The 23,437-nt window shown below is 57.3% G+C and carries 19 protein-coding genes and 3 pseudogenes; 15 read left to right on the forward strand and 7 right to left on the reverse strand.

What is annotated here, in order from left to right; translation table 11 throughout:
* The first annotated feature begins 494 nt into the window (after positions 1-494).
* Positions 495-1,764: pseudogene (locus tag QD357_RS29415) on the forward strand (NRAMP family divalent metal transporter).
* Positions 1,765-1,834: 70 nt separating this feature from the next.
* Here QD357_RS29415 and QD357_RS29420 read toward each other — a convergent pair.
* Positions 1,835-2,755 (reverse strand): DUF72 domain-containing protein, encoded by a 921-nt coding sequence (locus tag QD357_RS29420; RefSeq protein ID WP_183941043.1) that lies wholly within the window; start codon positions 2,753-2,755, stop codon positions 1,835-1,837.
* Between the two features lie 181 nt (positions 2,756-2,936).
* Between QD357_RS29420 and QD357_RS29425 the strand changes: the two genes are divergently transcribed.
* Complete coding sequence (locus QD357_RS29425; protein ID WP_183941041.1) at positions 2,937-4,358, forward strand: phospholipase D-like domain-containing protein; 1,422 nt, start codon at positions 2,937-2,939, stop codon at positions 4,356-4,358.
* Here the strand turns inward: QD357_RS29425 and QD357_RS29430 are convergent.
* Positions 4,296-4,616, reverse strand: a pseudogene (locus QD357_RS29430) (UPF0104 family protein); the annotation flags it as partial. The gene QD357_RS29425 and the pseudogene QD357_RS29430 overlap by 63 nt on opposite strands.
* A gap of 221 nt (positions 4,617-4,837) precedes the next feature.
* Here QD357_RS29430 and QD357_RS29435 point away from each other — a divergent pair.
* Complete coding sequence (locus tag QD357_RS29435) at positions 4,838-5,572, forward strand: endonuclease/exonuclease/phosphatase family protein (protein ID WP_414125654.1); 735 nt, start codon at positions 4,838-4,840, stop codon at positions 5,570-5,572.
* Positions 5,573-5,920: 348 nt separating this feature from the next.
* Entirely contained in the window at positions 5,921-6,424 is a 504-nt protein-coding gene (locus QD357_RS29440) for a sigma-70 family RNA polymerase sigma factor (RefSeq protein WP_414125655.1), read from the forward strand.
* A 193-nt stretch (positions 6,425-6,617) separates the two neighbouring features.
* Here QD357_RS29440 and QD357_RS29445 read toward each other — a convergent pair whose 3' ends face one another.
* Positions 6,618-7,115 carry a ferritin-like domain-containing protein gene (locus QD357_RS29445; protein WP_183941035.1) on the reverse strand — a complete coding sequence of 166 codons (498 nt, stop codon included), beginning with the start codon at positions 7,113-7,115 and terminating at the stop codon, positions 6,618-6,620.
* Between the two features lie 626 nt (positions 7,116-7,741).
* On the opposite strand from QD357_RS29445, the pseudogene QD357_RS29450 reads away from it, so the two are divergent.
* Positions 7,742-7,948: pseudogene (locus QD357_RS29450) on the forward strand (aminopeptidase P family protein); the annotation flags it as partial.
* Between the two features lie 27 nt (positions 7,949-7,975).
* Here the strand turns inward: QD357_RS29450 and QD357_RS29455 are convergent.
* A complete protein-coding gene (locus tag QD357_RS29455) occupies positions 7,976-8,536 on the reverse strand; it encodes a DJ-1/PfpI family protein (protein WP_246451655.1) in 561 nt (186 codons plus the stop codon).
* On the opposite strand from QD357_RS29455, the gene QD357_RS29460 reads away from it, so the two are divergent.
* From QD357_RS29460 to QD357_RS29470, 3 genes are all read left to right on the forward strand, one after another.
* Positions 8,417-8,773 (forward strand): hypothetical protein, encoded by a 357-nt coding sequence (locus tag QD357_RS29460; protein WP_414125673.1) that lies wholly within the window; start codon positions 8,417-8,419, stop codon positions 8,771-8,773. The two genes, QD357_RS29455 and QD357_RS29460, sit on opposite strands and share 120 nt — an antisense overlap.
* Positions 8,770-9,906 (forward strand): helix-turn-helix transcriptional regulator, encoded by a 1,137-nt coding sequence (locus QD357_RS29465; RefSeq protein WP_246451650.1) that lies wholly within the window; start codon positions 8,770-8,772, stop codon positions 9,904-9,906. Before QD357_RS29460 ends, QD357_RS29465 begins: the two co-directional genes overlap by 4 nt.
* Before the next feature lie 500 nt (positions 9,907-10,406).
* Positions 10,407-10,817: a hypothetical protein gene (locus QD357_RS29470; protein WP_183941033.1), complete on the forward strand. Its 411-nt coding sequence runs from the start codon at positions 10,407-10,409 to the stop codon at positions 10,815-10,817.
* A gap of 28 nt (positions 10,818-10,845) precedes the next feature.
* On the opposite strand, the gene QD357_RS29475 is transcribed toward QD357_RS29470, so the two are convergent.
* Positions 10,846-11,658, reverse strand: coding sequence for a class I SAM-dependent methyltransferase (locus QD357_RS29475; protein ID WP_183941031.1), 813 nt, complete (start codon positions 11,656-11,658; stop codon positions 10,846-10,848).
* Positions 11,659-11,965: 307 nt separating this feature from the next.
* On the opposite strand from QD357_RS29475, the gene QD357_RS29480 reads away from it, so the two are divergent.
* Together QD357_RS29480 and QD357_RS29485 are read left to right on the forward strand one after the other, a co-directional pair.
* Positions 11,966-12,889, forward strand: a complete 924-nt coding sequence (locus QD357_RS29480; protein ID WP_414125671.1) for an MYG1 family protein — start codon at positions 11,966-11,968, stop codon at positions 12,887-12,889.
* Between the two features lie 152 nt (positions 12,890-13,041).
* Positions 13,042-13,440, forward strand: coding sequence for a DUF1236 domain-containing protein (locus QD357_RS29485; RefSeq protein ID WP_183941027.1), 399 nt, complete (start codon positions 13,042-13,044; stop codon positions 13,438-13,440).
* Positions 13,441-13,836: 396 nt separating this feature from the next.
* Here QD357_RS29485 and QD357_RS29490 read toward each other — a convergent pair whose 3' ends face one another.
* A complete protein-coding gene (locus tag QD357_RS29490) occupies positions 13,837-14,847 on the reverse strand; it encodes a LacI family DNA-binding transcriptional regulator (protein ID WP_183941025.1) in 1,011 nt (336 codons plus the stop codon).
* A gap of 337 nt (positions 14,848-15,184) precedes the next feature.
* Between QD357_RS29490 and QD357_RS29495 the strand changes: the two genes are divergently transcribed.
* The 3 genes from QD357_RS29495 (at position 15,185) to QD357_RS29505 (ending at position 18,870) form a co-directional block, all read left to right on the forward strand.
* A complete protein-coding gene (locus tag QD357_RS29495) occupies positions 15,185-16,174 on the forward strand; it encodes a sugar ABC transporter substrate-binding protein (protein ID WP_183941023.1) in 990 nt (329 codons plus the stop codon).
* A gap of 169 nt (positions 16,175-16,343) precedes the next feature.
* Positions 16,344-17,864 carry a sugar ABC transporter ATP-binding protein gene (locus QD357_RS29500; protein WP_414125656.1) on the forward strand — a complete coding sequence of 507 codons (1,521 nt, stop codon included), beginning with the start codon at positions 16,344-16,346 and terminating at the stop codon, positions 17,862-17,864.
* Positions 17,848-18,870: an ABC transporter permease gene (locus QD357_RS29505; protein WP_183941019.1), complete on the forward strand. Its 1,023-nt coding sequence runs from the start codon at positions 17,848-17,850 to the stop codon at positions 18,868-18,870. Before QD357_RS29500 ends, QD357_RS29505 begins: the two co-directional genes overlap by 17 nt.
* Before the next feature lie 94 nt (positions 18,871-18,964).
* Here the strand turns inward: QD357_RS29505 and QD357_RS29510 are convergent, their stop codons facing one another.
* Positions 18,965-21,082: a carboxy terminal-processing peptidase gene (locus tag QD357_RS29510; protein WP_183941017.1), complete on the reverse strand. Its 2,118-nt coding sequence runs from the start codon at positions 21,080-21,082 to the stop codon at positions 18,965-18,967.
* 324 nt (positions 21,083-21,406) lie between these two features.
* On the opposite strand from QD357_RS29510, the gene QD357_RS29515 reads away from it, so the two are divergent.
* Both QD357_RS29515 and QD357_RS29520 read left to right on the forward strand, forming a co-directional pair.
* The gene (locus QD357_RS29515) at positions 21,407-22,045 is read left to right on the forward strand and encodes a response regulator transcription factor (RefSeq protein ID WP_183941015.1); all 639 of its coding nucleotides are present in this window, start codon (positions 21,407-21,409) and stop codon (positions 22,043-22,045) included.
* Positions 22,046-22,226: 181 nt separating this feature from the next.
* Positions 22,227-23,417, forward strand: a complete 1,191-nt coding sequence (locus tag QD357_RS29520; RefSeq protein WP_414125657.1) for an aminotransferase class V-fold PLP-dependent enzyme — start codon at positions 22,227-22,229, stop codon at positions 23,415-23,417.
* Positions 23,418-23,437 lie beyond the last annotated feature (20 nt).

Genomic DNA, 23,437 nt, shown 5'->3' on the forward strand with positions numbered 1-23,437 from the left:
TCGCCGTCATAGGTGACGGATGGAACCTCTTGTTCCGTCACATAGGTCCTGACTTCTCCGGGAATAACCACCGTCGTGCTGCTTTGAGCAAAAGCTGTCCCGGATGCGAAGAGTGCCGCGCTCACGGCAACGAGAATCCTTTTCATCATAACCTCCGTTGATCCAATGGAATTCCCTAACTGTCGCCGGCCGCGAAGGTTCCTGAGTCGGGCGCGCTCGGTGGCGCACGGGTAGACGGGAATTCGAAAGGATGGCTCCAGCCACCTGCGCGACGGTTCCCTGATGCATCGAAGCGAGGAGCGACTGAAGGGTGGTAGTTTCGCATACTTGCTGGATCGTTCTGATCTCAAGAATTCCGTTGGAACTATTTGGCATTTTGCAGCTTTTTTCAGCACGCCTTTGCCGGCAGTGAAAGGCTCAAAACTACGCCGTCTATGCTTGGCTGAAGAAGCGGGAGCATGTCTTTGACTGAGACGACGGAGCGACAGGGGGCGATGGCAGGAAATGGGATCTTTCGCCGGTTCCTAAAGATTTTGGGACCGGGCTTTATCACCGGTGCTTCGGATGATGATCCCTCCGGAATAGGAACATACAGTCAGGCGGGGGCTCAACTTGGATATGGCATCGGATGGACAATGCTGCTGACATATCCGCTGATGTCGGCAATTCAGGAGATTTGCGCGCGGGTCGGACGCACGACCGGACATGGCATCGCCGGAAATGTATGCCGGCACTACCCGGCTTGGCTGCTCTACTTCATTGTGGGACTGCTTTTCATAGCGAACGCGATCAATATCGGAGCCGACCTCAGCGCGATGGCCGATGCGTTGCAACTTTTAATCGGCGGGCCTGAGACGCTTTATGTCGTCGGTTTCGGAAGCGCTTGCGCGATTGCCAGCGTTTTTGTCGAGTATGATCGTTATTCCGCCGTGCTCAAATGGATGACGCTCAGCCTTTTTGCTTATGTTGCCGCCATGTTTGCGGCCAACATATCCTGGGGCGAGGCAACGGCGGGCCTTTTCGTGCCCAAAATCGTCTGGAATGCTGAATTCTTCACGACCATCGTCGCCATATTGGGCACGACGATTTCACCCTATTTATTCTTTTGGCAGGCTTCCCAGGAAGTCGAGGATGAGCATGTCAATGGCGACAAACATCCACTGGTCGAAGCGCCAAGAGAAGCGCCCGCCGCGCTCAGACGCATCCGCGCCGACACTTTGATCGGCATGGGGTTTTCAAACATTATAGCTCTTGCGATCATCGCGACAACTGCGGCAACAATCCATAAGACCGGTGTCGCCAATATCTCATCCTCGGCGCAGGCAGCCGAAGCCTTGCGGCCAATCGCGGGCGATGTCGCGTTCATCGTGTTTGCCGTTGGCATATTAGGCACCGGGTTGCTTGCGGTTCCGGTACTTGCTGGCGCAGCCGCCTACGCCGTCGGTGAGGCTTTCAAGTGGCCGGTCGGCCTCTCGAGAAAACCAAAACATGCAAAAGCATTTTTATGCGACCTTGAGCATGGCCTGTATTCTCGGAATGGGCATATTGTTCACGCCCGTCAATCCTATCTCGGCCCTGTATTGGAGCGCGGTAATCAACGGGGTCGTAGCCGTGCCGGTGATGACAATCATGATGCTGATKACTGCGAAAGAGCAGGTCATGGGAAAGTTTATGGTTACCGGCTGGCTGCGCTGGCTTGGATGGACGTCGACGGCAGTCGTGGCCGCATCCGTTCTTGGGATGGTGGCGACGTGGTTTTTTTAGCGCGGACTTCGATAGTGCGGTGTGATGAATGATGCTTGCTTGAGCACGAACATCCAGCTCCGCTTCAAAATCAAGCTACGGCAAATTTTAAATGTCTTCCGGTGGTCGCGGGATGTGCCAGTCCAAGCCGCGCTGCAAGTGCCTTTGCATCCGCAGGGGCTCGCACTTTCACGTCGTTATCGAAATAAACATAGACGTCGCGGCCATTGCGMGCCGGCTTCAGCGGCTCAAGCACGCGGTTGCCGTTTGCCGGCTCGCGGCCATGTGCCCAGGCATCGATCCTGCCCGCCCAGATATCCAGTGCCTTGTCGTCATAGCCGCTGATATAGAGCTCTTCAGAGCCGTGGAGGCGGCAATAAACGAAGTCAGCCGTCACATCCATCAGCAGCGGCCATTCGACGGTATCAGCACAGACGAGCCCGATTTCATGCTCGCGAAGCAGGTTGATGAAATCTGCGTCGACGAAGCTTTCGTGGCGGATTTCGAATGCATGGCGGATCGGCCTCTTGCCATCGGCCTGCAGCCAGTCGCGACCGTTCAGCCGTTCGTCGTGCCGCGCGGCAAGCTTTGATGCGGCGGTGGTATCTTTCGGCAGCATGCGCATGAAAGCGGCAAACAGATCGCGATCGAAACGTTGTCTTGCCGGAAACTGCCAGAGGATTGGTCCAAGCTTCGGACCCAGGCGCAAAACGCCAGAGGCGATGAAATTGGCGAGCGGGGTTTCCACCTCGCGCAGCCTGCGCAGATGGGTGATGTAGCGGGAGCCCTTGACCGCGAAGACAAAATCGTCCGGCGTCTCGTCGCACCACTTGGCAAAGACTTCTGGCCGCTGCAGGCCGTAAAAGGTGCCGTTGATTTCGATGGAAGGGAATTGCTGCGAGGCATAGGCCAACTCACCTTTCTGCGCCACGTCATCCGGATAGAAGACGCCGCGCCAAGGGGCGTAAGTCCAGCCCGAGATACCGATACTGATTGTGCCTGTCTTTGCCATTCAATAGGAACCACGCGGCTGGTGACTTGTTCCTCAACCTTAAAAAACCACGCATCATCAAGCGTATCTCGACGGAACCTTGGAAAAATTCAGGCGTTTGCGTTTCGGTGGGGCGAAAGCGACAAGGACCTGTCGGAGCACGATCGGCTGTCGGAAACAGAGAGGAGCAAGCGGTTCTGCCATGTCGCCGAAAGCCGAAGATATGCGGTTGGAAGGTATTGCGGCAAGAACAGCCTTTCTTATCAATGGCAGTGCCTATTTCTCTCGGTTGGCCCACATTTTGCGCCATGCGCGAAAGCGGATCTGGATCATCGGATGGGACTTCAATCCCGATATCCGCCTGCAGCCTGAGAATTCCAAGGAAACGCTGGGTGATCTTCTGCATGCTCTGGCGGATGCCAATCCCGATCTTGAGGTCCGAATTTTGATCTGGGCTTTGGGACCGCTCTATTCCGACAAATCCTTGAAGGTGTTGCGCAAGCAAAACTTTCCGAAGAACAGTCGCATCGATCTTCGCTTTGCCATCCAGCCCGCCATACGCGGATGTCATCATCAGAAACTCGTCTGTATCGACGATTCCGTGGCATTCATCGGCGGAATCGATCTGACATCGCGGCGCTGGGACACCTGGGGCCACAGGGTTCGTGACAAGCTGAAGCGTGATTCCGAAGGCTTGTTCTACGAGCCCCTTCACGACCTGCAAGCCATGGTGACGGGGGATGCGGCAAGGCTTATCGCCTCTGTGGCGAGGCGACGATGGATGGATGCCGCCGGCGAGGATTACAGGGCCTTGCCAGCGCAGGCGGCCGTTGGCTGGCCGAACGATCTCGTCGCATCGCTGGAGAATGTGCCCGTCAGGCTCGCGACGACCGAACCGGCGACCTTCTTCAGGAATGGCCTGCATCAGGGCATTGCCATGACAAAGGACGTGATCGCCAAGGCAAGACATCAGCTTTATATCGAAACGCAATACCTTGCCTCCTTTAATGTCGCGGAGGCCATTGAAGCTCGCCTGCGGGAAGGCAACGGGCTGGAGGTCGTCATCGTCTGCACGCACAAATCCCATGGCTTGATCGAGAACTTTGTCATGGGAAGGAATCGCGACAGGATAATCCGGCGTCTCATGGATGCGGACAGTCATGGTCGGCTGCGCGTCTTCTACCCCTTGGTTCCCGATGGTGAAAAGCAAGTCGAACTGCTCGTTCACTCGAAACTGCTGATCGCCGATGACAATGTGCTTCGCATCGGCTCCTCCAATCTCAACCACCGGTCCGAGGGGCTTGATACCGAATGCGATATTCTCTTTCAGGCACTTAAGCCCGCTCACCGTTTGGCGATCGGTGAGCTGCGCAACACGCTCATAGCGGAATATCTAGGCTGTGCGGCCGGTGCCGTTCGAAATGCTTTTCAACGGACCGGATCGCTGATCGAGGCGATCACCGAGCTGAATGTCGGGGCCCGGTGCCTCAAGCCATTTGCAACGACCTGCGAAAAGACGGAGCCGATTGTGGGGACCGCGCTGCTMGATCCCGTCCGGCCGCTAGGACGACTGGGTTCTCGTCGTCTGGTCGGTCACCTTCTCCGCATTCTTCGCTCGAGCTGAGCGATGCCGAAACGCCAGTTCGCTGGTGATCAGAAGGGTCGTTCCCAGCACGAGCGGGATGAGGAAATAGATGCAGCGAAAGGCGATCAAGGCGCCGATGGAGGCCGCGTCCGGCACGCTATAGGCGACAGTCGTCTCAAGGATGCCGAGGCCGCCCGGAACCTGGGTTGCCAGCACGGCGGTGTTGGCCAGCACGTAGGCCGTGACCGATCGGAAGAAGGCGACGTCCGCGAAAGCCGAAAGCAACTCGTGCAGGCAGCCGAGGCGCCGAAACAGAATGTTCAACAGCGAGTTCCTGATGTCATCAAAGCTGTATTGGTGGAGAATGCGATACAGGAGCCAGAATGCCAGGCATATCGCTGCGATGAGCAGGCCATTCCAAATCAGGCGTTTCAACCTCATCCGCGATCCTTCTCCAGGGGTGTGAAACACAGTCCCAAGGATGCGGAACGATCGGGCGAGTTCGGTGTTCCCAGGCAATGCCCTACGGAAGATCGATCAGAATTCTGACTTATAACGTGCACAGTTGCATTGGTACGGATCGCAAGATCGACCCTGCCCGGATCGCCGCGGTTATCGCGGAGGCGCAGGCAGACATCGTGGCATTGCAGGAGATCGATGTTCGCCGCCACAGAACTGGCGGCGTCGATCAGGCGAGCATGATCGCCTCTCTTCTGAAGATGGAGGCGCATTTCAATCCGGCCCTGACCGTAGCCGACGAGCAATATGGAGACGCGCTCATAACGGCTCTGCCGACAAAGGCGATCAAGGCTGGGCCCTTGCCTTCGCTGGGCGAGCCGCGTGGGGCGCTTTCCGTCGAGGTCATGATAGGAGACAGGCAATTGCACCTCGTCAACACACATCTCGGCCTTCGGGGGCGCGATCGCGTGCAGCAAATGTCGGCGCTTCTCGGGCCAGCCTGGCTCCCGGCGGGCGGCAAGGACCTAGCCTCGACCATTCTCTGTGGGGATTTCAATGCTGTCCCGGTTTCCGCAGCCTATCGGCTTGCCACCCGCGTCTTGAAGGACGTCCAGCTCTCAGGCAATCAGCCGGCGAGACCGACTTTTCCGTCACGCTATCCGCTGATGCGGCTGGATCACGTCTTCGTCAGCGCCGATCTTGCGGTCCTCGGCGCGAGCGTGCCTCGAAATCGTCTGACGAGCCTGGCTTCCGACCATCTTCCATTGATTGCAGAAATCGGCCTCGGCGATTAGCTTCATCCTGGCAACAACGAAGCGGCCCAAATCCGCAAGGATGCGAGAGGCCAATATCGTCGGCTCGACGATGCAAAGTGAACAAGAAGACGCCCGGCGAGAAGAGACCGGAGACGGACCGAGATTTTGAAAGCCTCTAGGGAACAAGCTGAAGGCAGGGCCGTTTGTCACTGGATGCGAAAAACGCTTGAGGAGGTTTGACGGGGTTCAGGTGCTATCGCGGCAACTCGTTCAATAAATTGTTGGAATGATCCGACCCGGCATCCGCAAGGTGCCGAGCCGGTAACCGTTTGCACTTGCGGGGCGATGCAAACATCGCGTCAATGACGCGGTTGGAAGGAGAGCGTTGTGTTCGACACGTCCCGATCTGCCGACTTAGAGGCGGAAATCGTCAATCTCATTCCCGCTCTTCGTGCTTTCGCCAGGACCTTTCACAGGAACTCTGCCGATGCCGACGATTTGGTTCAGGAAACCTTGACCAAGGCGCTCGCCAATCTTGGACAGTTCGATCCAGGTACACGGCTGAAATCCTGGCTGTTCACCATCATGCGCAACACGTTCTGCACAAAGTTTCGCATAGCCAAGCGCGAGTCGCCCGGCAGCAAGAAGTGCGTCTCGGGCTTTGGCGTGGAAGCGCCATCGCAGGAGTGGACGATCCGCGCCAAGGAGCTGGAACGGGCCTGCAACCTGTTGCCGRAGCCTTACCGGGCGGTGCTGGAATATGTGGTCATCGAAGGCCGCTCCTACGACGACGCGGCAGAAAAATTCGGCTGCGCGATCGGCACGGTGAAGAGCCGCATCAACCGGGCGCGCCAGCAGCTCGCCGCACAGCTCGATGAGGACTTTAGCTGACATCGTCCAAACCGTCGCGGCGCAATTCCAGTCACTTAGTGGGCGTCGAAGCTTTAACAAGTTTCATCGACGGCTTTCGCTTTCAGACACGCAACGTGCCGAGTGACGAAGATGTTTTCGAGGTCATGGTACGGTGCCGAAGAAGCACAAAAAGCCGCCCGTTGAGCGGCTTTTTGTGAGACCTGCCTAGGTTTCAGGCGGCCTTGCCCTGAGGGTTGGCGGCGGACTGCGCAAGTTGCGTCAGCTTCTTGTCCGTGGCTTCTTCTTCAGCGAGGCTCGCCTGAAGGAGCGGCACGGCGTCCTTGAGGCCAAGCTGCTTGGCCCATGCGATCAACGTGCCGTAGCGCGCGATCTCATAATGTTCGACCGCCTGTGCGGAAGAGATCAGCCCAGCGTCGAGAGCCTTCGTGCCCTTATACTCTTCCATGATCTCTTCACCCTCGGCGATGATGCCCTGGATCGCTTCACAGGTTTTGCCGCGGGCTGGCTTGCCCAAAAGTTCGAACACTTGATCAAGGCGCTCGATCTGGGCCTGTGTCTCGTCACGATGCTTGATGAATCCTGCCTTGCCTTCCTCAAGCTGGGCGGCGCGGGCCATTTTCGGCAAAGCCTTCAGGATTTGTTTTTCGGCAAAATAGATGTCCTTGACCGTGTCAAGGAATAAGTCGTTCAGCGTTTTCTCGGTAGCCATTGGATCCTCCTGGCGCCTGATTGCGTCGTCACCGAACATGGAGAGTCCCTGAATGTTCCGGGAGGTGCCTCGGGTCAGAGCGTTGCAAGCCTTGGGAGAGGGCGCTCGCATGTGACGGCGCGCCTTCGGCTGGCTTTCAAACCGTACGGCGGTCCGTGACCAGCAGGTCTTCCTCCTCGTCACGTTGCATTCCACCGAGAGCGGCGGCCGCCGCGGCGATGAACGCCCCGACACGTATTCTCCGATCTGGACCGGATCCTTGTTGTTGACCTTGAATTCCAACCACGCGCTTTCGATCGGTTCTTCAAGTAATCGATTGAGCAGAGCGCATGGGTCGTGAATCGGCACTGTGGGTCCTCTTTTATCTCCCTCATATCAGATTCGGCCGTTCCAGAACCTCGTGGTGGGAAAACTTCAAGTGGAAACAAGGCGATGGCGCGAAGACAAAGACGCGGATTTTTATCCGCGTTTTGTTGAATTGCGCGCAACATCGCTCCGCCGATGCAGAAATTAAGTCGCCTGGTTATATCCTGGTTTTATCAAAATTCGGAAACAACGTTTAAATCCATATCAATGAAAACAATCGGATAGCAGCCAAATCAAGGCACCAGTTATATCAGGCAAAGAACGGAATGGCCGACGAGTGGCCGGGTATTCTGCTCCACCCCGATTTCGATCCGGGCTTCAGCGGCATCATCGAAGAAAACATGGTGTTGAACGTCGAAAGCCTGACTGCGGAGGAAGGATCCGAGAGCATCAAGCTTGAGACACAGGCTCTTGTCATCTCGGCAGGTGCCCAAAGACTTGATAGTTTCCCCTGGGAAGAGTGTTGAGCGAAGCCATAAAGACGCTTCCGACGTTTAAACGTCCCTTCGGCCAAAGGGTTCGTTCTGGGGCGCTCGCAAGCGCCCCAGAAGCTCGGCTTTAGCCAAGGCCTCGGCGAGCGGCACGGCAGACGCTGGGCTCTGGCCCATCATCAGGACGCCATCGACCACGACATTCGGTTCCCAATTCGCCTTGCTCTGGTAATTGGCGCCACGGTTCTTGAGCTCATCCTCAAGCGAGAACAGCAGGTGGTGGAGCAGTTCGATTTCGGTGTCTTCGGCATTCTTGAAGCCGGTGACGTTCAGGCCCTTCACCAGATACTGGCCATCGTCCTTCTTGACGTCGCGCAGGATGGCAGGTGCATGGCACACCATGGCGATAGGACGACCCGCCTTGTGGAAGTCGCGGATCAGCTCGCCGATACACGGATCGCTTTCTCGAAGCTGTGGATCAGCAGTTGGTCGTCGGTATTGATATTGTTGAAGCTTGGCGGCAGGTCTTTCGCGTTGCTCTGCAACGCGACGGAAGAATGTGCTTATGCGGCGCTCGCAGCGACGGCGCAGGATTTGGCCGGTGAGGTTCTGGACGAAGTGCAACGCTTCTTCCTGCTCGGAATCGATAAATCGACGAAGGCAGGGTTATCTCGAAACAGCGCATTGCAGGTGCTTGCTACGCTGGAAGGCGCGATGCTGACGGCAAATGTTCTCGAAAATCCCTCCTTGTTCGACGACGGAACCGCAGCTCTTGCCTCGCCGGTAGGAAGTTTCGCCGAGGATCGCCATTTTTTGATCCCGTATGATCAAGCCATGGGTTTACCGTGGATGCCTCAATGAGCATCGCTGAGATCACCGCTGAAAGGGCGAACTTATCCACATACGACCAAACGTGGCTCAAGCATATTACAAATGACGCTCAGATCCTGCTAGTGTCATCCGGCGGGGGGCGCCAGGCGGGTAAACATAAACAATGGCAAGATCTGGGATTTGGCTTGACTGAAATTTTCGTCGCAAAACTTGAAGAGGCGTCGCTAACAGCCGAGGAAATCGCATACTGGTTATCCGACAACAAGGAGCGAGATAATCATGTCCCTCTCAACCGGGGGGCGCGCGATCTTTTTGCCTTCAGTATGCAAGGCGTCGACGGCTTTGTAGGGTGGAGTGGATCGAGCGAAACAAAGCGGGATTTCTCGGTCACCGTTGAGCGCGACGATTTCATGTTCTTTTTTGAACATTCCACCTACTGCCAACTGACGACCGGAAACATCCGTCATATCGTCTGCCCTGGTTCCGGCGTGCTGACGACGGCAGATCGGTACTCGGGAATAGAAATCGGAGAGAAGTCGATTGGGGAAGGATTCGTCGTCAGTCGAAACGCGGTGATGAGCGCACTTACCAACACTTATGAGTGTTTTGCGCCGGCAGACTTCGAATTCGTGGCGCAGCACGCCGCAGTTGACGGAGCAATGCCGCAACTTCTGACACTGATGCGATTTTTTAGAGATGAAATCTGCGCGAACCAGAATCTGAAGGCATCACCCATCGCACTGGCCAGTTTCCAGGAGGCATTGGCTTTGCTGATGGTGCAGAACCTGCCTCATTCTCTGTCTCACCGAAAATCGCCCGGATGCTCGATTGCGCCAAAACAGGTGAGAAGGGCGGTCGAGTTTGCCCGGACCCACGCCAATGCACCAATAACCCTTGCTGACATGGCTGCTGCGGCCGATGTAAGCGTTCGAGCTTTGCAGACCAACTTTCGTCGCTTCTACAACGAAACACCAATGGAGCATCTTCGACGATTGCGGCTCGAAGGCGCGCGAAACGACATAAAGAATGCACCGCCTCTTGCAACGATTGCCGAGATCGCGAGCCGCTGGGGCTTTACTCATCTCGGTCGCTTTTCCCTCCAGTATAAAGAGGCTTTCGGAACCCTGCCCTCGTTGGATTTGAGGCGCGAACGCAAGAAATAGGTTGCGTGCCGGTGCGATCAGCGTTCCCATCCGTTTTCGCCACCATCAGCACATCGCCCGAAAAGTTCCGGTCAATGTTTCCGGCGAAACGCGCTTGTAGCCGATCCTGGATCACATCTCTGCAGTTAGCTCCGAATATCTGAAGCGCGTAGTTCTGGACGCCTGTGCACTTGAGATAGAGCCGAGTGCACCTCGCGCTGCCGCCCGCTGCTTGATGAACGCGCGGCCGTTGAATAGACGTCGATATCTCTTGCTCCGGTGTATATCCCATCAAAACGACGTTGATAAGATTTACCTTTATTTCCCGATTATCGACGGGGTTGCCCTATTGGCGTTCGTTCCAAAGAGTGCGGGCGGAAAGATAGTTGATGGCCTGGGATGGGGTGTCACTGGCAAGGGTTGACTGTCGGAGGCATCAGGCTTTCCGGCAGCTAGCCGTGATTACAGCATGAGCAATCACGGAAATATGCATCAGTCATTCGTCAACAGAGGAAATTCCCTTGCGTAAGATAATTCTCTGCGGTTTTGCATTTGGCGTCCTCTCCTTCACGCCTGCAGCAGCCAGCGTATGTTCGCAGCACTATCAAAGCAGCGGCGTTCCCCTCGTCACGGCTGTGACCTACAAAACCTGGATGGAGTTCCCGTCCGTCAACCCAACGGCTGCGTTCGATAAGGTGTCGAGGGCCGTTCTTGCCGAAGGTTTCGCGGATGTGAACGTTGAGAAGCAGCTCGGCACGCTGACAGCTCAACAGGAAACGACGGGGTCGGGGCGCCCGCAGACTTTGCGCGTCGTCGTCCGGAAGAGCGGCAAGGGCAGCCGCGTGGACGCCCTTTTTATGGTGCCGCAGGGACAGGTTGCCCCCAGCATGAGCGACAATCTTTGCCGTGTCGTCAATTCGGTCGCTGAGTAAGCGCAGCTTGCCAGTTCGATGCCGATAGCTAGGCGCCCGCCATAATGACGTGCGCCTGAATTTTGGCAGCAACCTCGCCGGTACCATGTCTGGCTGCGATCGCCGACGTAGCGTAGTCGGTCGCAGCCTCTAGGCTTCCCGCCTCTCTGGCCTCGATTTCGTTGCGAAGAAGCGTTCCCTGACAATAGGCGACCGCCGGAAGACGCGGCGAGGATGCACGGCTTTGTTCGGCTCGCGTTTCGATCACCACGTGCGAGAAACCAGCGCGCTGAAGGTCGGTACGGATCAGCTCCCGGTCATGATAGCCGTGCGGCGTGCGCGCCAGAAAGCGCGGTGGATCGTTCGGGAAAATCTCGGCGAGCGCATTCGTCACATCATCCGCAAATACATTCTCCTCGATGCGATCCCACACGCTGAACAAAAAATGCCCTCCGGGCTTCAGGACTCGTCTTGCTTCACGATAAGCAGACGAGCGGTCGGGAAAGAACATCGCCCCGAACTGGCAACAAACGAGATCGAAGGCCGCATCGTCAAACGGCAGCGCCATAGCATCTGCCTGGCGCCACTGGATGCGAGCGTCGGGCGCTTGTTGCGATGCGGCGTAGTCAATCATCGGCTGGTTGAGGTCGGTTACGACATAGCTTGCGCCGGCGGACAATTTGGGCGCCAACACGCGAGTCACGACCCCGGTTCCCGCGGCAACTTCCAAAACGGCGCTTGGCGCCAAGGATGTTGCTCGTTGTGCGAGATCTGCGGCAAAAGGCTCGAAAATCAACGGAACCATATAGCGGTCGTAGTTTTCCGGAATCGAGCCCGTGAATGCCTTGTCCGCTTCCAACATCGCTATCACCCGCAATGCGTTCGATGGCTGACGAGAATAGCATGGATTGTTCAGGTCTACTATGAAAGGTTGTCGCAAGCACGCTGCGTAGTGAAAGGTGCGACCAATCTCGTTCAAGAGATTCCACGTCTAGGTTCATGCGACAGGGCGATGCCGCATGTCGGGTCATCATACCGCTCCTCACCAGATATCACGCTCGAACCAATGCACCCAAACGCGCAAATGGTGGGTTGAGATGGGAGGCAGCAATGGCTATCTGCTGCTAACCCCAAGCGGACACTTCGCGAACCACAAGGCACATCCCTGCATGATCCCAGATTTTCTCGTTACCCATTCCGGCGGCTTTCATGCCGATGAGCTTCTGTCCAGTGTTATCCTGACCCGGCTTTTCCCGAACGCTCGCCTGATCCGCAGCAGGGCGCCGGAATGGATAAGGCCCGGCGCCGATCGTATCATTTATGATGTGGGCGGTGCGTATGATGCTGCCGCGCGGATATTCGATCACCATCAACGCGGCGCGCCGCTGAGGGAGAATGGCCAACCCTATAGTTCGTTCGGATTGATCTGGAAGCACTATGGCCGCGACTATCTTGCGGCTTCAGGCCTACCTGAAGCGCATATTGAGGTGGTTCATGCGTCTTTCGATTCCAGTTTTGTGCTGCCGGTCGACCTGGTTGACAATGGCGCGCTTAGCCCTTCCATTGCCGGACCGCTGGCTGGGCTCACGCTGCCGGCGCTGCTCGAAACCTTGAAACCGGTTTTCGACGAGACGGACCCGGAAGCCGGAGATCGCGGATTCCAAAACGCCCTTGCCGTTGCCAGAAGTTTCGTCGAGGCGAGGATAGCGCAGAGCGCCGCAAAATTGCGGGCCGAGGCGCTGGTGCATCAGGCTATCATGGATGCAGGCAGTGGCCGCATTCTGGAACTCCCAATGGGAATGCCGTTCCGCCCAGCCATCGTGAAGGCGGGCGCCGATCACCTATTGTTTGTCGTTCATCCGCGCGAAAATGGTTGGTGCCTGACCGGTATCCGCCGTGCGGACGAGGGGTTTGAACTCAGGGCAGATCTGCCTGCCGCCTGGGCTGGCCTGACCGATCATGATCTGGCGGCGGTTTGCGGCGTAGAGGGCGCGAGTTTCTGCCATAGTGGTCGCTTCATCGCTGCCGCCAAAACCCGCGAGGCCGCGCTCGCCATGGCCGAATTGGCGGTGGCGGAGGCTGTCTCAGGATGACGCCGGCGTGAGATGTTGAGTACTCGCTTCTCACGGATTTTGTCACGATGGTGCAACTTGTGATCATCGAGGGCAAGGCGCTGTAGGAACTTTCGGATGCAAGGCCCATTTCTCTTTCAGCTCATACGAGCCGAAAAGGAAAGGAGAATGCTATGAAAACGAAACTTATCGTCTCTGCAGCGGCCGCCTTCGGCCTTCTCGCTGGCTCAGCCTTCGCACAGTCCTCCACGGTCACAGGGGCCGCGGGCGGTGCGGTTACCGGAGCCGTTGTTGGTGGCCCGATCGGTGCCGCGGTCGGTGGTGTAGCAGGCGCTATCGTTGGCACTGCAATCGATCCGCCGCCGCAGAAGGTCATCACCTATGTGCAGGAGCAGCCGCTGCCCCCGGCCGAAACCGTCGTGCAGGATAAGATCATCGTCGGTCAGCGGCTCCCTGAGACCGTGGTCGTGACACCGGTTCCGGATAATCCGACCTATGCCTACGCGGTCGTCAACCACGAACGTGTCATCATCCAGCCAAAGACACGCAAGGTTGTCAAAATTCTCGACTAATCCTGTCGGAAGGGCCTCTGTCGAAGGTCCTTCTTTCATCCGGGCCTTTCGTCGTGAATTTGGCATTACGCCCGGGGAGGCGCGCGAGTGGTCGCTGCGGAGCGCCAATGCTCCGCCGGACGATCACCTGGCCGAGCCGCAGCCCGAGACCGAATCGGCGCGCTGGGTGGCTCAGCTCACGGGCGCCATGCCGCAACTCTCGACGCTTCGCGCCGAGCGCAAGCCATAGCCGTTCGTTAAGAGAAATGAGCATGCTTGGATGTGAGGCAAAGCCGCCGTTCCCATCTTCCGATAGCGTCCGCGCTTTCAACACCCGCTCGGGCGCCTTCCCAAATGAACAGACGCGCAAGACGCAGTTCGGCGGCTACCCTGATAACGGCTCGGACACCATTACAATCAATCGGGTTGAGGCGCCGAGGTCGTTTCGCCCTCTGAAATCTCACAGGCAAGCAGGATTGGGTCGTCGAGATCGGGCACGGGTTGCTTGTTGAGAAGAATTGCCACGGCAACCGCTGCAATCCGTTGAATCGGCTGCTTCACTGTCGTCAGGCGCGGTGTCGTCATGCTTGAGAGCGGGATGCCGTCGAATCCGACGATCGAAAGTGCTGCCGGTATCGGAATACCGAGATCATGTGCCGCCCGCATGCAGCCGATTGCCTGCTGGTCCGAGCTTGCGAAGATCGCAGTTGGGCGCTCCTTGCGTGCGCGGGCAAGAAGATAGTTTCCAGCGAGCCGGCCGCTTTCATAGTCAAAAGCCGCCTCGGCTATCAGGGACGGACTGACCGTTTGCCCGTCATCCTGGATTTGCTCCATTGCGTCCAGATAGCCCGTAAGGCGATCGTTGGCCGGGACAGACCCTTTGGGGCCTGATATGAAGCCGATGCGGCGATGGCCGAGCTTCAAGAGATGTTCGACGCCGAGGCGGACGCCGCTGCGATGGTCGGCGGCGATGCCGGAATATCCTGGCATGAGACGATCCACAACGATGATCGGCAATCCCTTCGGCAGCTTGATCGAATGGAAATCGTTGGTGGGAACGAGGATGATACCGTCCACCTTGCGGCTTGTTAGCTGTCCGATGCGGTCAGCCTCCTTGGCCGCATTGTCAAAGGATGTCATGACGATGATGTTGTAGCCATGGTTCGCTGCCGCTTGCTCTGCGGACTGGACGAGCTCGGAGAAGAAAGGATTGGTCAGGTCCGGAATGACGATGCCAATGAGGCGGCTGACCTTGCCGCGCATGCTTCTGGCGGACGGATCGGGCTGGTAGCCCAGCTCTTCGATAATGCCTCTGACACGGGCTCTTAGTTCATCCGTAACAGAGGGATGATCATTCAAAACCCGTGAGACGGTCCCGGTAGAAACTTCTGCGAGCCTGGCAACGTCTCGAATTCCAACCTTTGGCATAACAGAAACATATGTCCCTTCATCTTCGCCTTCGGGGACATTCCAAAGGCGTCTGATCCGTGCCTTCAGCTAATGGTCTCTATCGCCTTAGTCAAAGGGCTGCATCGTAATTCCGGCCACTTATCTCCCATAGCACGGTCACGGCGGATACTCAATGGAAACGGTTCATCTGTCGCAATCTGCAAAGTGATATCGATCGCAGTTGGCGTTGGCTTTTTGCCCCGATTAGGCGAGTTGACAATCTCTGGGGGCACTGTTACGCATTGAGTGCTGGAAACGGTTCATTGTTACTCGCAACTCAGTTGGAGCTGAGTTCAGGCCGTTCGGGAGGAAAGAAATGTCCAATTCTACAAAGCGTGATTCCGTCTTGATCAGTGCGCCGCGTCGTGCGGCGTTGAAGCTCGGACTTGCCGGCACGTTGATGCTCGCATTGTCCTGTGGCGTGTCGCCTGCCTTTGCCGCGGCGAGCAAGCCGAAGGTCGGCTTGATCATGAAATCCTTGTCCAACGAGTTCTTCAAGCAGATGAAGGCCGGCGCCGATAAATATGCGGCTGAAAACAAGGACAAGTTTGACTTCAAGGCCGTCGGCATGAAGGACGAGCGTGACTTCGCCGCGCAGGTCGATGCCGTCGAAAACTTCGTGACGCAGAAATACGACATCATCGTCGTCGCTCCGGCCGATTCAAAGGCTATGGCCACCCCGCTTGCGAAGGCTGTGAAGGCCGGTGTCAAGGTCATCAACATCGACGTGCCGCTCGATGCCGACGCGAAGAAGGCTGCCGGTATCGATCTGGCCTTCTTCGGGCCTGACAATCGCGAGGGCGCGAAGCTTGCAGGCGATGCGCTTGCCAAGGACCTGGGTCCCGGTGGAAAGGTTGTCATCCTTGAGGGCAACCCCGAGGCCGACAATGCCAAGGAGCGCAAGGAAGGCTTCATGGACTCCATCAACAGCGGCAAGCTGCAGCTCCTCGACAGCAAGACGGCCCATTGGGAGACGGAAGAAGCCAATACCGTCATGACGAATTTCCTGACCAAATATAAGGATATTCAGGGCGTCATGGCAGCCAACGACTCGATGGCTCTCGGCGTCGTCAAGGCTCTCGATGCGACCGGCCAAAGCGGCAAGATCAAGGTCGTCGGCTTTGACAATATTCCGCCGGTGCAGCCGCTGATCAAGGACGGCAAGATGCTTGCCACGGTCGAGCAATACGGCGCTGAAATGGCCGTCATGGGCATCAAGTATGGTCTGCGCGAACTTGCCGGTGAAAAATTCACTGGCTGGGTCAAGACGGATGTCAAGCTCGTCACCGCCAAGGACCTCAAATAGTCGACTGCCGACTGTAAGGTTAAAGAGAGGTGCCGGCCAAAAGCCGGCGCCCACCACCACAAACCGTTTTCCACGTTGATCACGCTGGCGAGGTCGTTTCAGGCCTCGGGAATATGTGTTCGTGGAGGCTAGCCATCTCCCATTGAAATAGACCACGCATGAGGTGGACGTGTCAGAACCATCAGATGATTTCATCCTGACGCTGGAAGGAATAGGCAAACGCTTCCCGGGTGTCGTGGCGCTCAGGGATGTCTCCATGCAGCTTGCCCGAGGCAAGGGCCATGTTCTTCTTGGTGAGAATGGTGCCGGCAAATCCACGTTGATCAATCTGCTCGGCGGCGTATTCAAGCCCGATGATGGCCACATCCTGTTTGACGGGGAAAGCTATAGCCCAACCTCGCCGCTGGAGGCGTTCAAGGCGGGTATCCGCGTCATCCACCAGGAACTGCACCCTCTCTCCAATCTCACCGTCGCCGAAAATCTGCTTTTTGAGCACCTTCCGCGTCGATATGGCCTGGTGAACTTTAGGGAAATGAACAAGAGGGCGGCCGAGCTGCTGGCGGAAGTGGGCCTCGATGTCGCCCCGACCACGCCGGCCAATCGCCTCAGCGTCGCACAGCTCCAGTTGCTCGAAATCGCCAAGGCGCTTTGTTATGAAAGCAAGCTGCTTGTTCTCGATGAACCGACGGCAACCTTGACCTCCAGGGAGGTCGACCGCCTGTTCGAAATTCTGAAGCGGCTGAAAGCGCGCGGCGTCACGACGCTTTACATATCCCACAGACTGGAAGAGATTTTTGAAGTCGGTGACAACGTCACGGTGTTGCGCGATGGTCAGCATGTGATCACGCGTCCGCTGGAGGGATTGGCCATTCCTGACATCGTCGAACTGATGGTTGGACGAACGCTTTCGGATCATGGCGTTTTTCGCAGTGACAGCGCCGTGTTCGGGGAGGCGCTTGGCGTTTCCGGCCTGAAGGTGACACGCAATAGCCCGGAATTGTCGTTTTCCGTCGCCAAGGGAGAGATTGTCGGCATTGCCGGCCTCGTGGGCAGCGGTCGGACGGAGGCGGTGCGTGCTATATTCGGCGCCGACGACAAGGCTGCCGGCGAAATTCGCATCAACGGAAAAGAGGTCGAGATCAACTCGCCCAAGGATGCCGTCGCCGCAGGGCTTTGCCTCGCAACGGAAGACCGAAAGCTGCAGGGCCTAATGCTCGACATGACCTGCGCCGAAAACACGACCATAACGGACCTCGGCAAGATCTCCCGCAACGGGTTGATACGCCAAAGAGCGGAAGACGATCACTCGCAGCGCCTCGTGCATGAGCTGCGCATAAAAACGCCATCCATCCGCCAGGTAGTCAGGACGTTTTCCGGCGGCAATCAGCAAAAGGTGGTCATTGCCAAATGGCTGTTCCGCGGACCCAAGGTGCTGATCTTCGATGAGCCGACCCGAGGCATTGACGTTGGTGCCAAGGCGGAAATCTACGAACTCCTGTGGAAGTTTGCCGCTGAAGGAAAAGGCGTCCTGGTCGTGTCGTCCGACCTGCCGGAACTGATCGGCATTTGCCATCGCATCATCGTTTTCTCGGACGGCAAGATAGCCGGAGAGATATCTCGAGACCAATTTGACGAGCGCAAGATTCTCTCACTCGCTTACAAGGAGTACAGTCGTGTCCGGCAACATTGAAATGACGACTGAGGTCAAAAAGGCCGGCGTATGGGACAAGTTTATTCGGATTTCGATGAAGGAAGCCGGTGTCGCCATCGCCCTTGTCCTGATCCTGATCTTCTTCTCGGCGACGGCGCCTTATTTTGCGACGCCGGAAAACTTCCTGAAGATTTTCGTCCAGATTGCCATCAACACCGTGCTGGCGTCCGGCATGACCTTCGTCATCCTGACCGGCGGCATTGATCTTTCGGTCGGCTCGCTGCTTGCGCTTTGCACGGTCATCGGCGCAACCATCATGATCGACCCCCGGCTTTCTCCCTGGCAGGCGATTGTTCTGGCCTCGCTGGCGTCGATGGGTACGGGCGCTGTGCTCGGCGCAATCAACGGATGGGTGTGCGAGAAGTGGAAGCTTCCGTCGTTCATCGTCACGCTCGGCATGCTGAATGTCGCAAGCGGCTTGGCGCGTGTCGTCAGCGACAACTCCACCATCACCGGTCTGCCGCAGCCGTTCGTGGATTTCGGGAACCTGATCTTCTTCGGCGTATTCCCTTCGATCTTTCTGATCGCGATCGTCGTTGTTCTGATCGGCTGGTTCGTATTGCGCTACACCGTATTCGGGCGCTTCGTCTTTGCGATCGGCACCAATGAGGAGGCGGTCCGTCTGTCGGGTCACGAGCCTAAGAGATACAAGATCGCCGTTTTCACGATCTCCGGATTGACAGCGGGCATAGCGGCCATGGTCTATCTGCTCCGCCTCAATGTCGGCAGTCCGGTTGCGGGCATTGGCTATGAACTGAATGCCATCGCCGCCGTCATTATCGGTGGGACCAGTCTCTCCGGCGGTAAGGGCTCGATCATCGGCACGCTGGTGGGTGCATGCATTCTGCAGGTTTTATCGACCGGACTGCAGCTTTTGGGCGCCGACGACAACATCAAGCCGATCGTCATCGGTGCCGTGATCGTGTTAGCGGTTATCCTGGATAGCTATCGCGGCCGACTGATGCGGATATTGGAAACGCGGTGATTGATCGCAACGATCAAAGGCGCAACTTGATTAGTTGCGCCCTTGTTTTTGTCAGCGTCAGCCCGCTGATATCGATGTGTGCCGTCAACTCAAATTACTGATCAGTGTTTCCTGATCTCTGTACGGCAGTCTTCAGCATATCTTTCTGCAAATCCGCCTCATCGGCAAGAATGGAGGCGGCCTCGTTCAGCAAGACGTCCTTGACGTTCTTGCGGGCATTCTCAATGGCGAGATCGGCACTGAGGCTACGCTCGTTTGCCTGCAGGCCATCATCGTCTCCAGCATCGACACCATCGTTGAGCTGATCGCCCGCTTTGTGACGACTTGCCTGGGCAAGCAGTTCATTGCGGCGTTCGGTTTCGTTGAGGGAGACAATCCGCTTTTCGCGCTGCGCCTTCAGTGCCGCGGTGTCCGCTACAAAGCGTTGGAAATCCGGATTGCTCTGCACCCGAGCATCGTGGCGGCTTTGCAGTTGCGGCAGGAGCGCTTGTATGTCCCCCGAAGGCTTATAGTTCGCGGGCTTGACCTGGGTCCACGGCAAGGCGTTGTCGTAGCTTGACTCGCCGAAAGTCGCCAGGTCAGAAAGACCCGGCAGGCTGATATCAGGCGTGACGCCGCGCAACTGCGTCGTGCCGCCATCGACACGGAAAAACTGGGCGACCGTCACTTTCAGCTCACCGAATTTCGGTTTGAGATTGTGGGCCACCTGGTCAAGATTGACCACGGTTTGGACCGTACCCTTACCGAAGCTTGGTTCGCCGACAATCACGCCTCGGCCATAATCCTGTATCGCTGCGGCAAAAATCTCAGAAGCCGACGCCGAGCCACGATTAATCAGCACGCTAAGGGGACCGGTCCATGCGGGCATGGAGAGGTCATCTTTCTCCACCTCCACTTGTCCGTCAGCACTGCGCTGCTGGACGACCGGACCCTTGCCGACAAACAGGCCCGTCATATCGATCGCTTCGGACAATGAACCGCCGCCATTGTCACGCAGGTCGATCAGAACCCCGTCGACCTTTTCTTGATTCAGTTCGCCAAGGAGCTTGGCAACGTCGCGGCTGGCGCTTCGGTAGTCCTTATCGCCCTTCCGCCGCGCTTCGAAGTCTTCGTAGAAGGCGGGCAGCGTGATCACCCCGATCTTGCGGGTGGCATCGCCATCCTTTACCGACAGGATCGTCTTCTTGGCGGCCTGTTTGTCGAGGCTGATCTTGTCGCGCACCAGGCTGATGACGTGATGCTTGCCATCCGGTCCGGCATCCGCCGGCAAGATGTCCAAGCGTACGACGGAACCCTTTGCGCCGCGTATCATCTGCACGATTTCGTCAAGACGCGTACCGACGACTTCCTTTATCGGGCCGTCCTTGCCCTGGCCGACGCCGATGATGCGGTCTCCGACGGCGAGCTTCCCGGACAGTTGTGCCGGGCCGCCGGCGACGAGTTCGCGGATCGCCGTGTAGTCGTCTCTTTCCTGCAAGACCGCACCAATTCCAACCAGCGAAAGCTTCATTGAAATATCGAATTCAGCGGAAGCGGCCGCGCCGAAATAGTCGGTATGCGGGTCGATCGACCTCGTATAGGCGTCCATGAACGTCTGGAAAACATCATCGCTCTTGTATTTGTAGGCGCGTTCCAGGGAGTTTTCGTAACGTTTGTTGAGCGTGTCGCGAATGCTGGCATCGTCTTTGCCTGCAAGCTTCAGACGCAGCCAATCACTCTTGACGCGCTTGCGCCACAAATCATCGCTTTCCGCTTTGGATTGCGGCCAGGGCTCCTTGTCGCGGATGAGTGGATAGTCTTCTTGTACGCTGAAGTCGAACTTTTGGTTGAGCAGGCTCCGCGCATAGCTCATGCGATCGACCACGCGCTGCTCATAGACGTTGAAAATCGAAAATGGGATCTGCAAGTCTTCCTGATTGATGGCGTCATCGATCTTGGCGCTGTCAGTCATGAACTTGTCGATATCGGCCTGCAGGAAGAGGACACGATCCGGATCCAGAGATTTGATAAACCGATCCATGATCTTGGCCGACAAGGCATCATCAAGCGGAACCGGCTTATAGTGGAAGCGCGTTAGAAATTGTGCACTCAGGTGAGCAGCTTGCTCTTGTTGCTGCAGCGGCGCCAAAACTGGCGGTGTGCCGGTTTCCAGAGCGTATGCCGATGGGGCAATTGCAAGGAACGCACAGAGGAAACCGTATTTTATACGCATCAAGCTTAGATCCAATTCTCAACGTTGAGTCTTTAATGTGAGATGTTCGTGGAACAATTATGGTTTTTTGGCAACTAAATGGATTCAGTCTGTCTGAATACCGATTTTGCCAAGTTCCCAGCTGCGGATTTCAGTAGGCCGATCGCAATTTGGCCGACGTCATGTCGGCATCGGTTTTATCTCTGAGCAATCGCTGAGGCCGCCGGCATCAATGCGAGGGCCGTGTGGTAATCGGGACACGTTCCGTCGCAAGGTGCCGGTCAGGAACGCGGAATCTGGTGGTACTTAGATACTGGAATTTGATTGCGTCAACGGGAGAGGCGCATGGTTTCAGGAAATGCACCTAAGGTGATCGGGCGCGTTTTGGTCGCGGAGCGCAATCCACTCGTCATTGCAGCCCTTCGCGGACTGTTTGAAAGTAAACCCGGTTTCTTGATCGTCGATACCGCACAGAATTCGGCTGAGCTGTTTCAGAAGCTCGCCGACGTCGAGGTGGATTGCCTGCTGCTCAGTTGGCAACTCGAAGACGCTGACGCCCCCGATGTGCTGACAGAGATTGGCAAGCTCGGTTTCGATCCGCGCGTCGTCCTCTTTGCCGACAAGAACGATCCCGCTGTGATCCAAGAGACGATCCGGCTGGGCGTCAACGGCCTTTGCTATCAGTTCGAGGATCCGGAAATCCTCTTCGCGACCCTTACCGCCGTCATAAAGGGGCGGATCTGCATTCCCTATACGATGCTCTCGAAGATCTCGAATACACCCTTCCAACAGCTCACGTCGCGCGAGACGGAGTTGCTCGGCATGCTCTCCCATGGCTGGTCCAACACCCAGATCGCAAGCCGCACCGGAATTTCCGAAAACACGGTGAAATACCACCTCAAGAATCTCTACGATAAGCTCGAGGTGCGCAATCGCGCCATGGCCGTTGCGCTTTACGCCAGGGAACGCCGCAAGGTTGGCTGACCTACCCGCCGGGTAGTCCCGGCCTGCCCACCACAAGAACCAACCACCCGCCCGGGCCACAAATGCGCTGCCCATCCGGCATAATTTTCTGTCTGAAGGGGTGTGGCGGAACGATCGTCCCAAAGGCAGTCTTGGCGTCGAGGAAATGTTCGTCCTCGGACCAGCATGCATCGGAGGAACCATGGCAGGCTTCAATCATCTCTTCATTCCCGGCCCCACCAATATTCCCGAACAGGTTCGCCAGGCGATGAACCTGCCGATGGAAGACATGCGCTCGCCGCGCTATCCCGAATTGACACTGCCGCTCTTCGCCGACGTGAAGAAGGTGTTCAAGAACCACGATGGCCGCGTGTTCATCTATACGTCTTCGGGCACCGGCGCCTGGGAAGCCGCGATGACAAACGTGCTTTCGTCGGGCGACAAGCTGCTGATGAGCCGCTTCGGCCAGTTCTCTCATCTCTGGGTCGACATGGCCGAGCGCCTCGGCTTCGAAGTCGATTGCCTTGACATGGAATGGGGTACCGGCGTGCCGGTCGAGCTTTATGCCGAACGTCTCGCGGCCGACAAGGCGCACAAKATCAAGGCCGTGTTCGTGACGCATAATGAAACCGCGACCGGTGTGACGTCTGATGTCGCCGCGGTCCGCGCGGCACTCGATGCCTGCGGTCACCCGGCGCTGCTCTTCGTCGATGGCGTCTCCTCGATCGGCTCGATCGATTTCCGCCAGGACGAATGGGGTGTCGATTGCGCCGTCTCCGGCTCGCAGAAGGGTTTCATGCTGCCCGCTGGCCTAGGCTTCCTCTCGGTCAGCCAGAAGGCGCTGAAGGCTGCCAAGACTGCGCGCCACATGCGCTGCTACTTCTCCTTCGAGGACATGATCAAGACCAACGACACCGGCTATTTCCCCTATACGCCGCCGACGCAGTTGCTGCACGGTTTGCGCGCCGCACTGGATCTAATCTTCGAGGAAGGCCTGGAAAACGTCTTCGCGCGCCATCATCATCTGGCAAATGGTGTCCGTGCTGCGGTTTCCGCCTGGGGGCTCAAGCTCTGCGCGACTGAGCCGAAATGGCATTCGGACACCGTATCGGCCATCCGCCTGCCCGAAGGCATTGATGGCGTCGAGGTCATCAAACACGCTTACCGCGCCTACAACACCTCGCTCGGCAGTGGCCTAAGCAAGGTCGCCGGCAAAGTTTTCCGCATCGGCCATCTCGGCTCGCTCAACGAAGTGATGGTGCTCGGCGCGCTCGGCGCCGCCGAAATGACGCTGCTAGATTGCGGCGTAGAGATCGAGGCCGGCTCAGGCGTGGCGGCGGCGATCAATCAGTTCCGCTCTGCTGCAGCAACTGCAGCCGCCAAGGCAGCCTGAAAAGACACGACCGGGAGACC

Origin of the sequence: Rhizobium sp. BR 317, assembly GCF_047445835.1 — a bacterium.
GTDB classification, from domain to species: domain Bacteria; phylum Pseudomonadota; class Alphaproteobacteria; order Rhizobiales; family Rhizobiaceae; genus Rhizobium; species Rhizobium paranaense.

Excerpts from the sequence above, each read along its gene's own strand:
- QD357_RS29435 (WP_414125654.1), top strand. The coding sequence starts at position 4,838 with ATGCCCTACGGAAGATCGATCAGAATTCTGACTTATAACGTGCACAGT.
- QD357_RS29475 (WP_183941031.1), bottom strand. The coding sequence starts at position 11,658 with ATGTTGGAAGCGGACAAGGCATTCACGGGCTCGATTCCGGAAAACTAC.
- QD357_RS29480 (WP_414125671.1), top strand. The coding sequence starts at position 11,966 with ATGATCCCAGATTTTCTCGTTACCCATTCCGGCGGCTTTCATGCCGAT.
- QD357_RS29445 (WP_183941035.1), bottom strand. The coding sequence starts at position 7,115 with ATGGCTACCGAGAAAACGCTGAACGACTTATTCCTTGACACGGTCAAG.
- QD357_RS29515 (WP_183941015.1), top strand. The coding sequence starts at position 21,407 with ATGGTTTCAGGAAATGCACCTAAGGTGATCGGGCGCGTTTTGGTCGCG.
- QD357_RS29510 (WP_183941017.1), bottom strand. The coding sequence starts at position 21,082 with ATGCGTATAAAATACGGTTTCCTCTGTGCGTTCCTTGCAATTGCCCCA.
- QD357_RS29465 (WP_246451650.1), top strand. The coding sequence starts at position 8,770 with ATGAGCATCGCTGAGATCACCGCTGAAAGGGCGAACTTATCCACATAC.
- QD357_RS29495 (WP_183941023.1), top strand. The coding sequence starts at position 15,185 with ATGTCCAATTCTACAAAGCGTGATTCCGTCTTGATCAGTGCGCCGCGT.
- QD357_RS29490 (WP_183941025.1), bottom strand. The coding sequence starts at position 14,847 with ATGCCAAAGGTTGGAATTCGAGACGTTGCCAGGCTCGCAGAAGTTTCT.
- QD357_RS29485 (WP_183941027.1), top strand. The coding sequence starts at position 13,042 with ATGAAAACGAAACTTATCGTCTCTGCAGCGGCCGCCTTCGGCCTTCTC.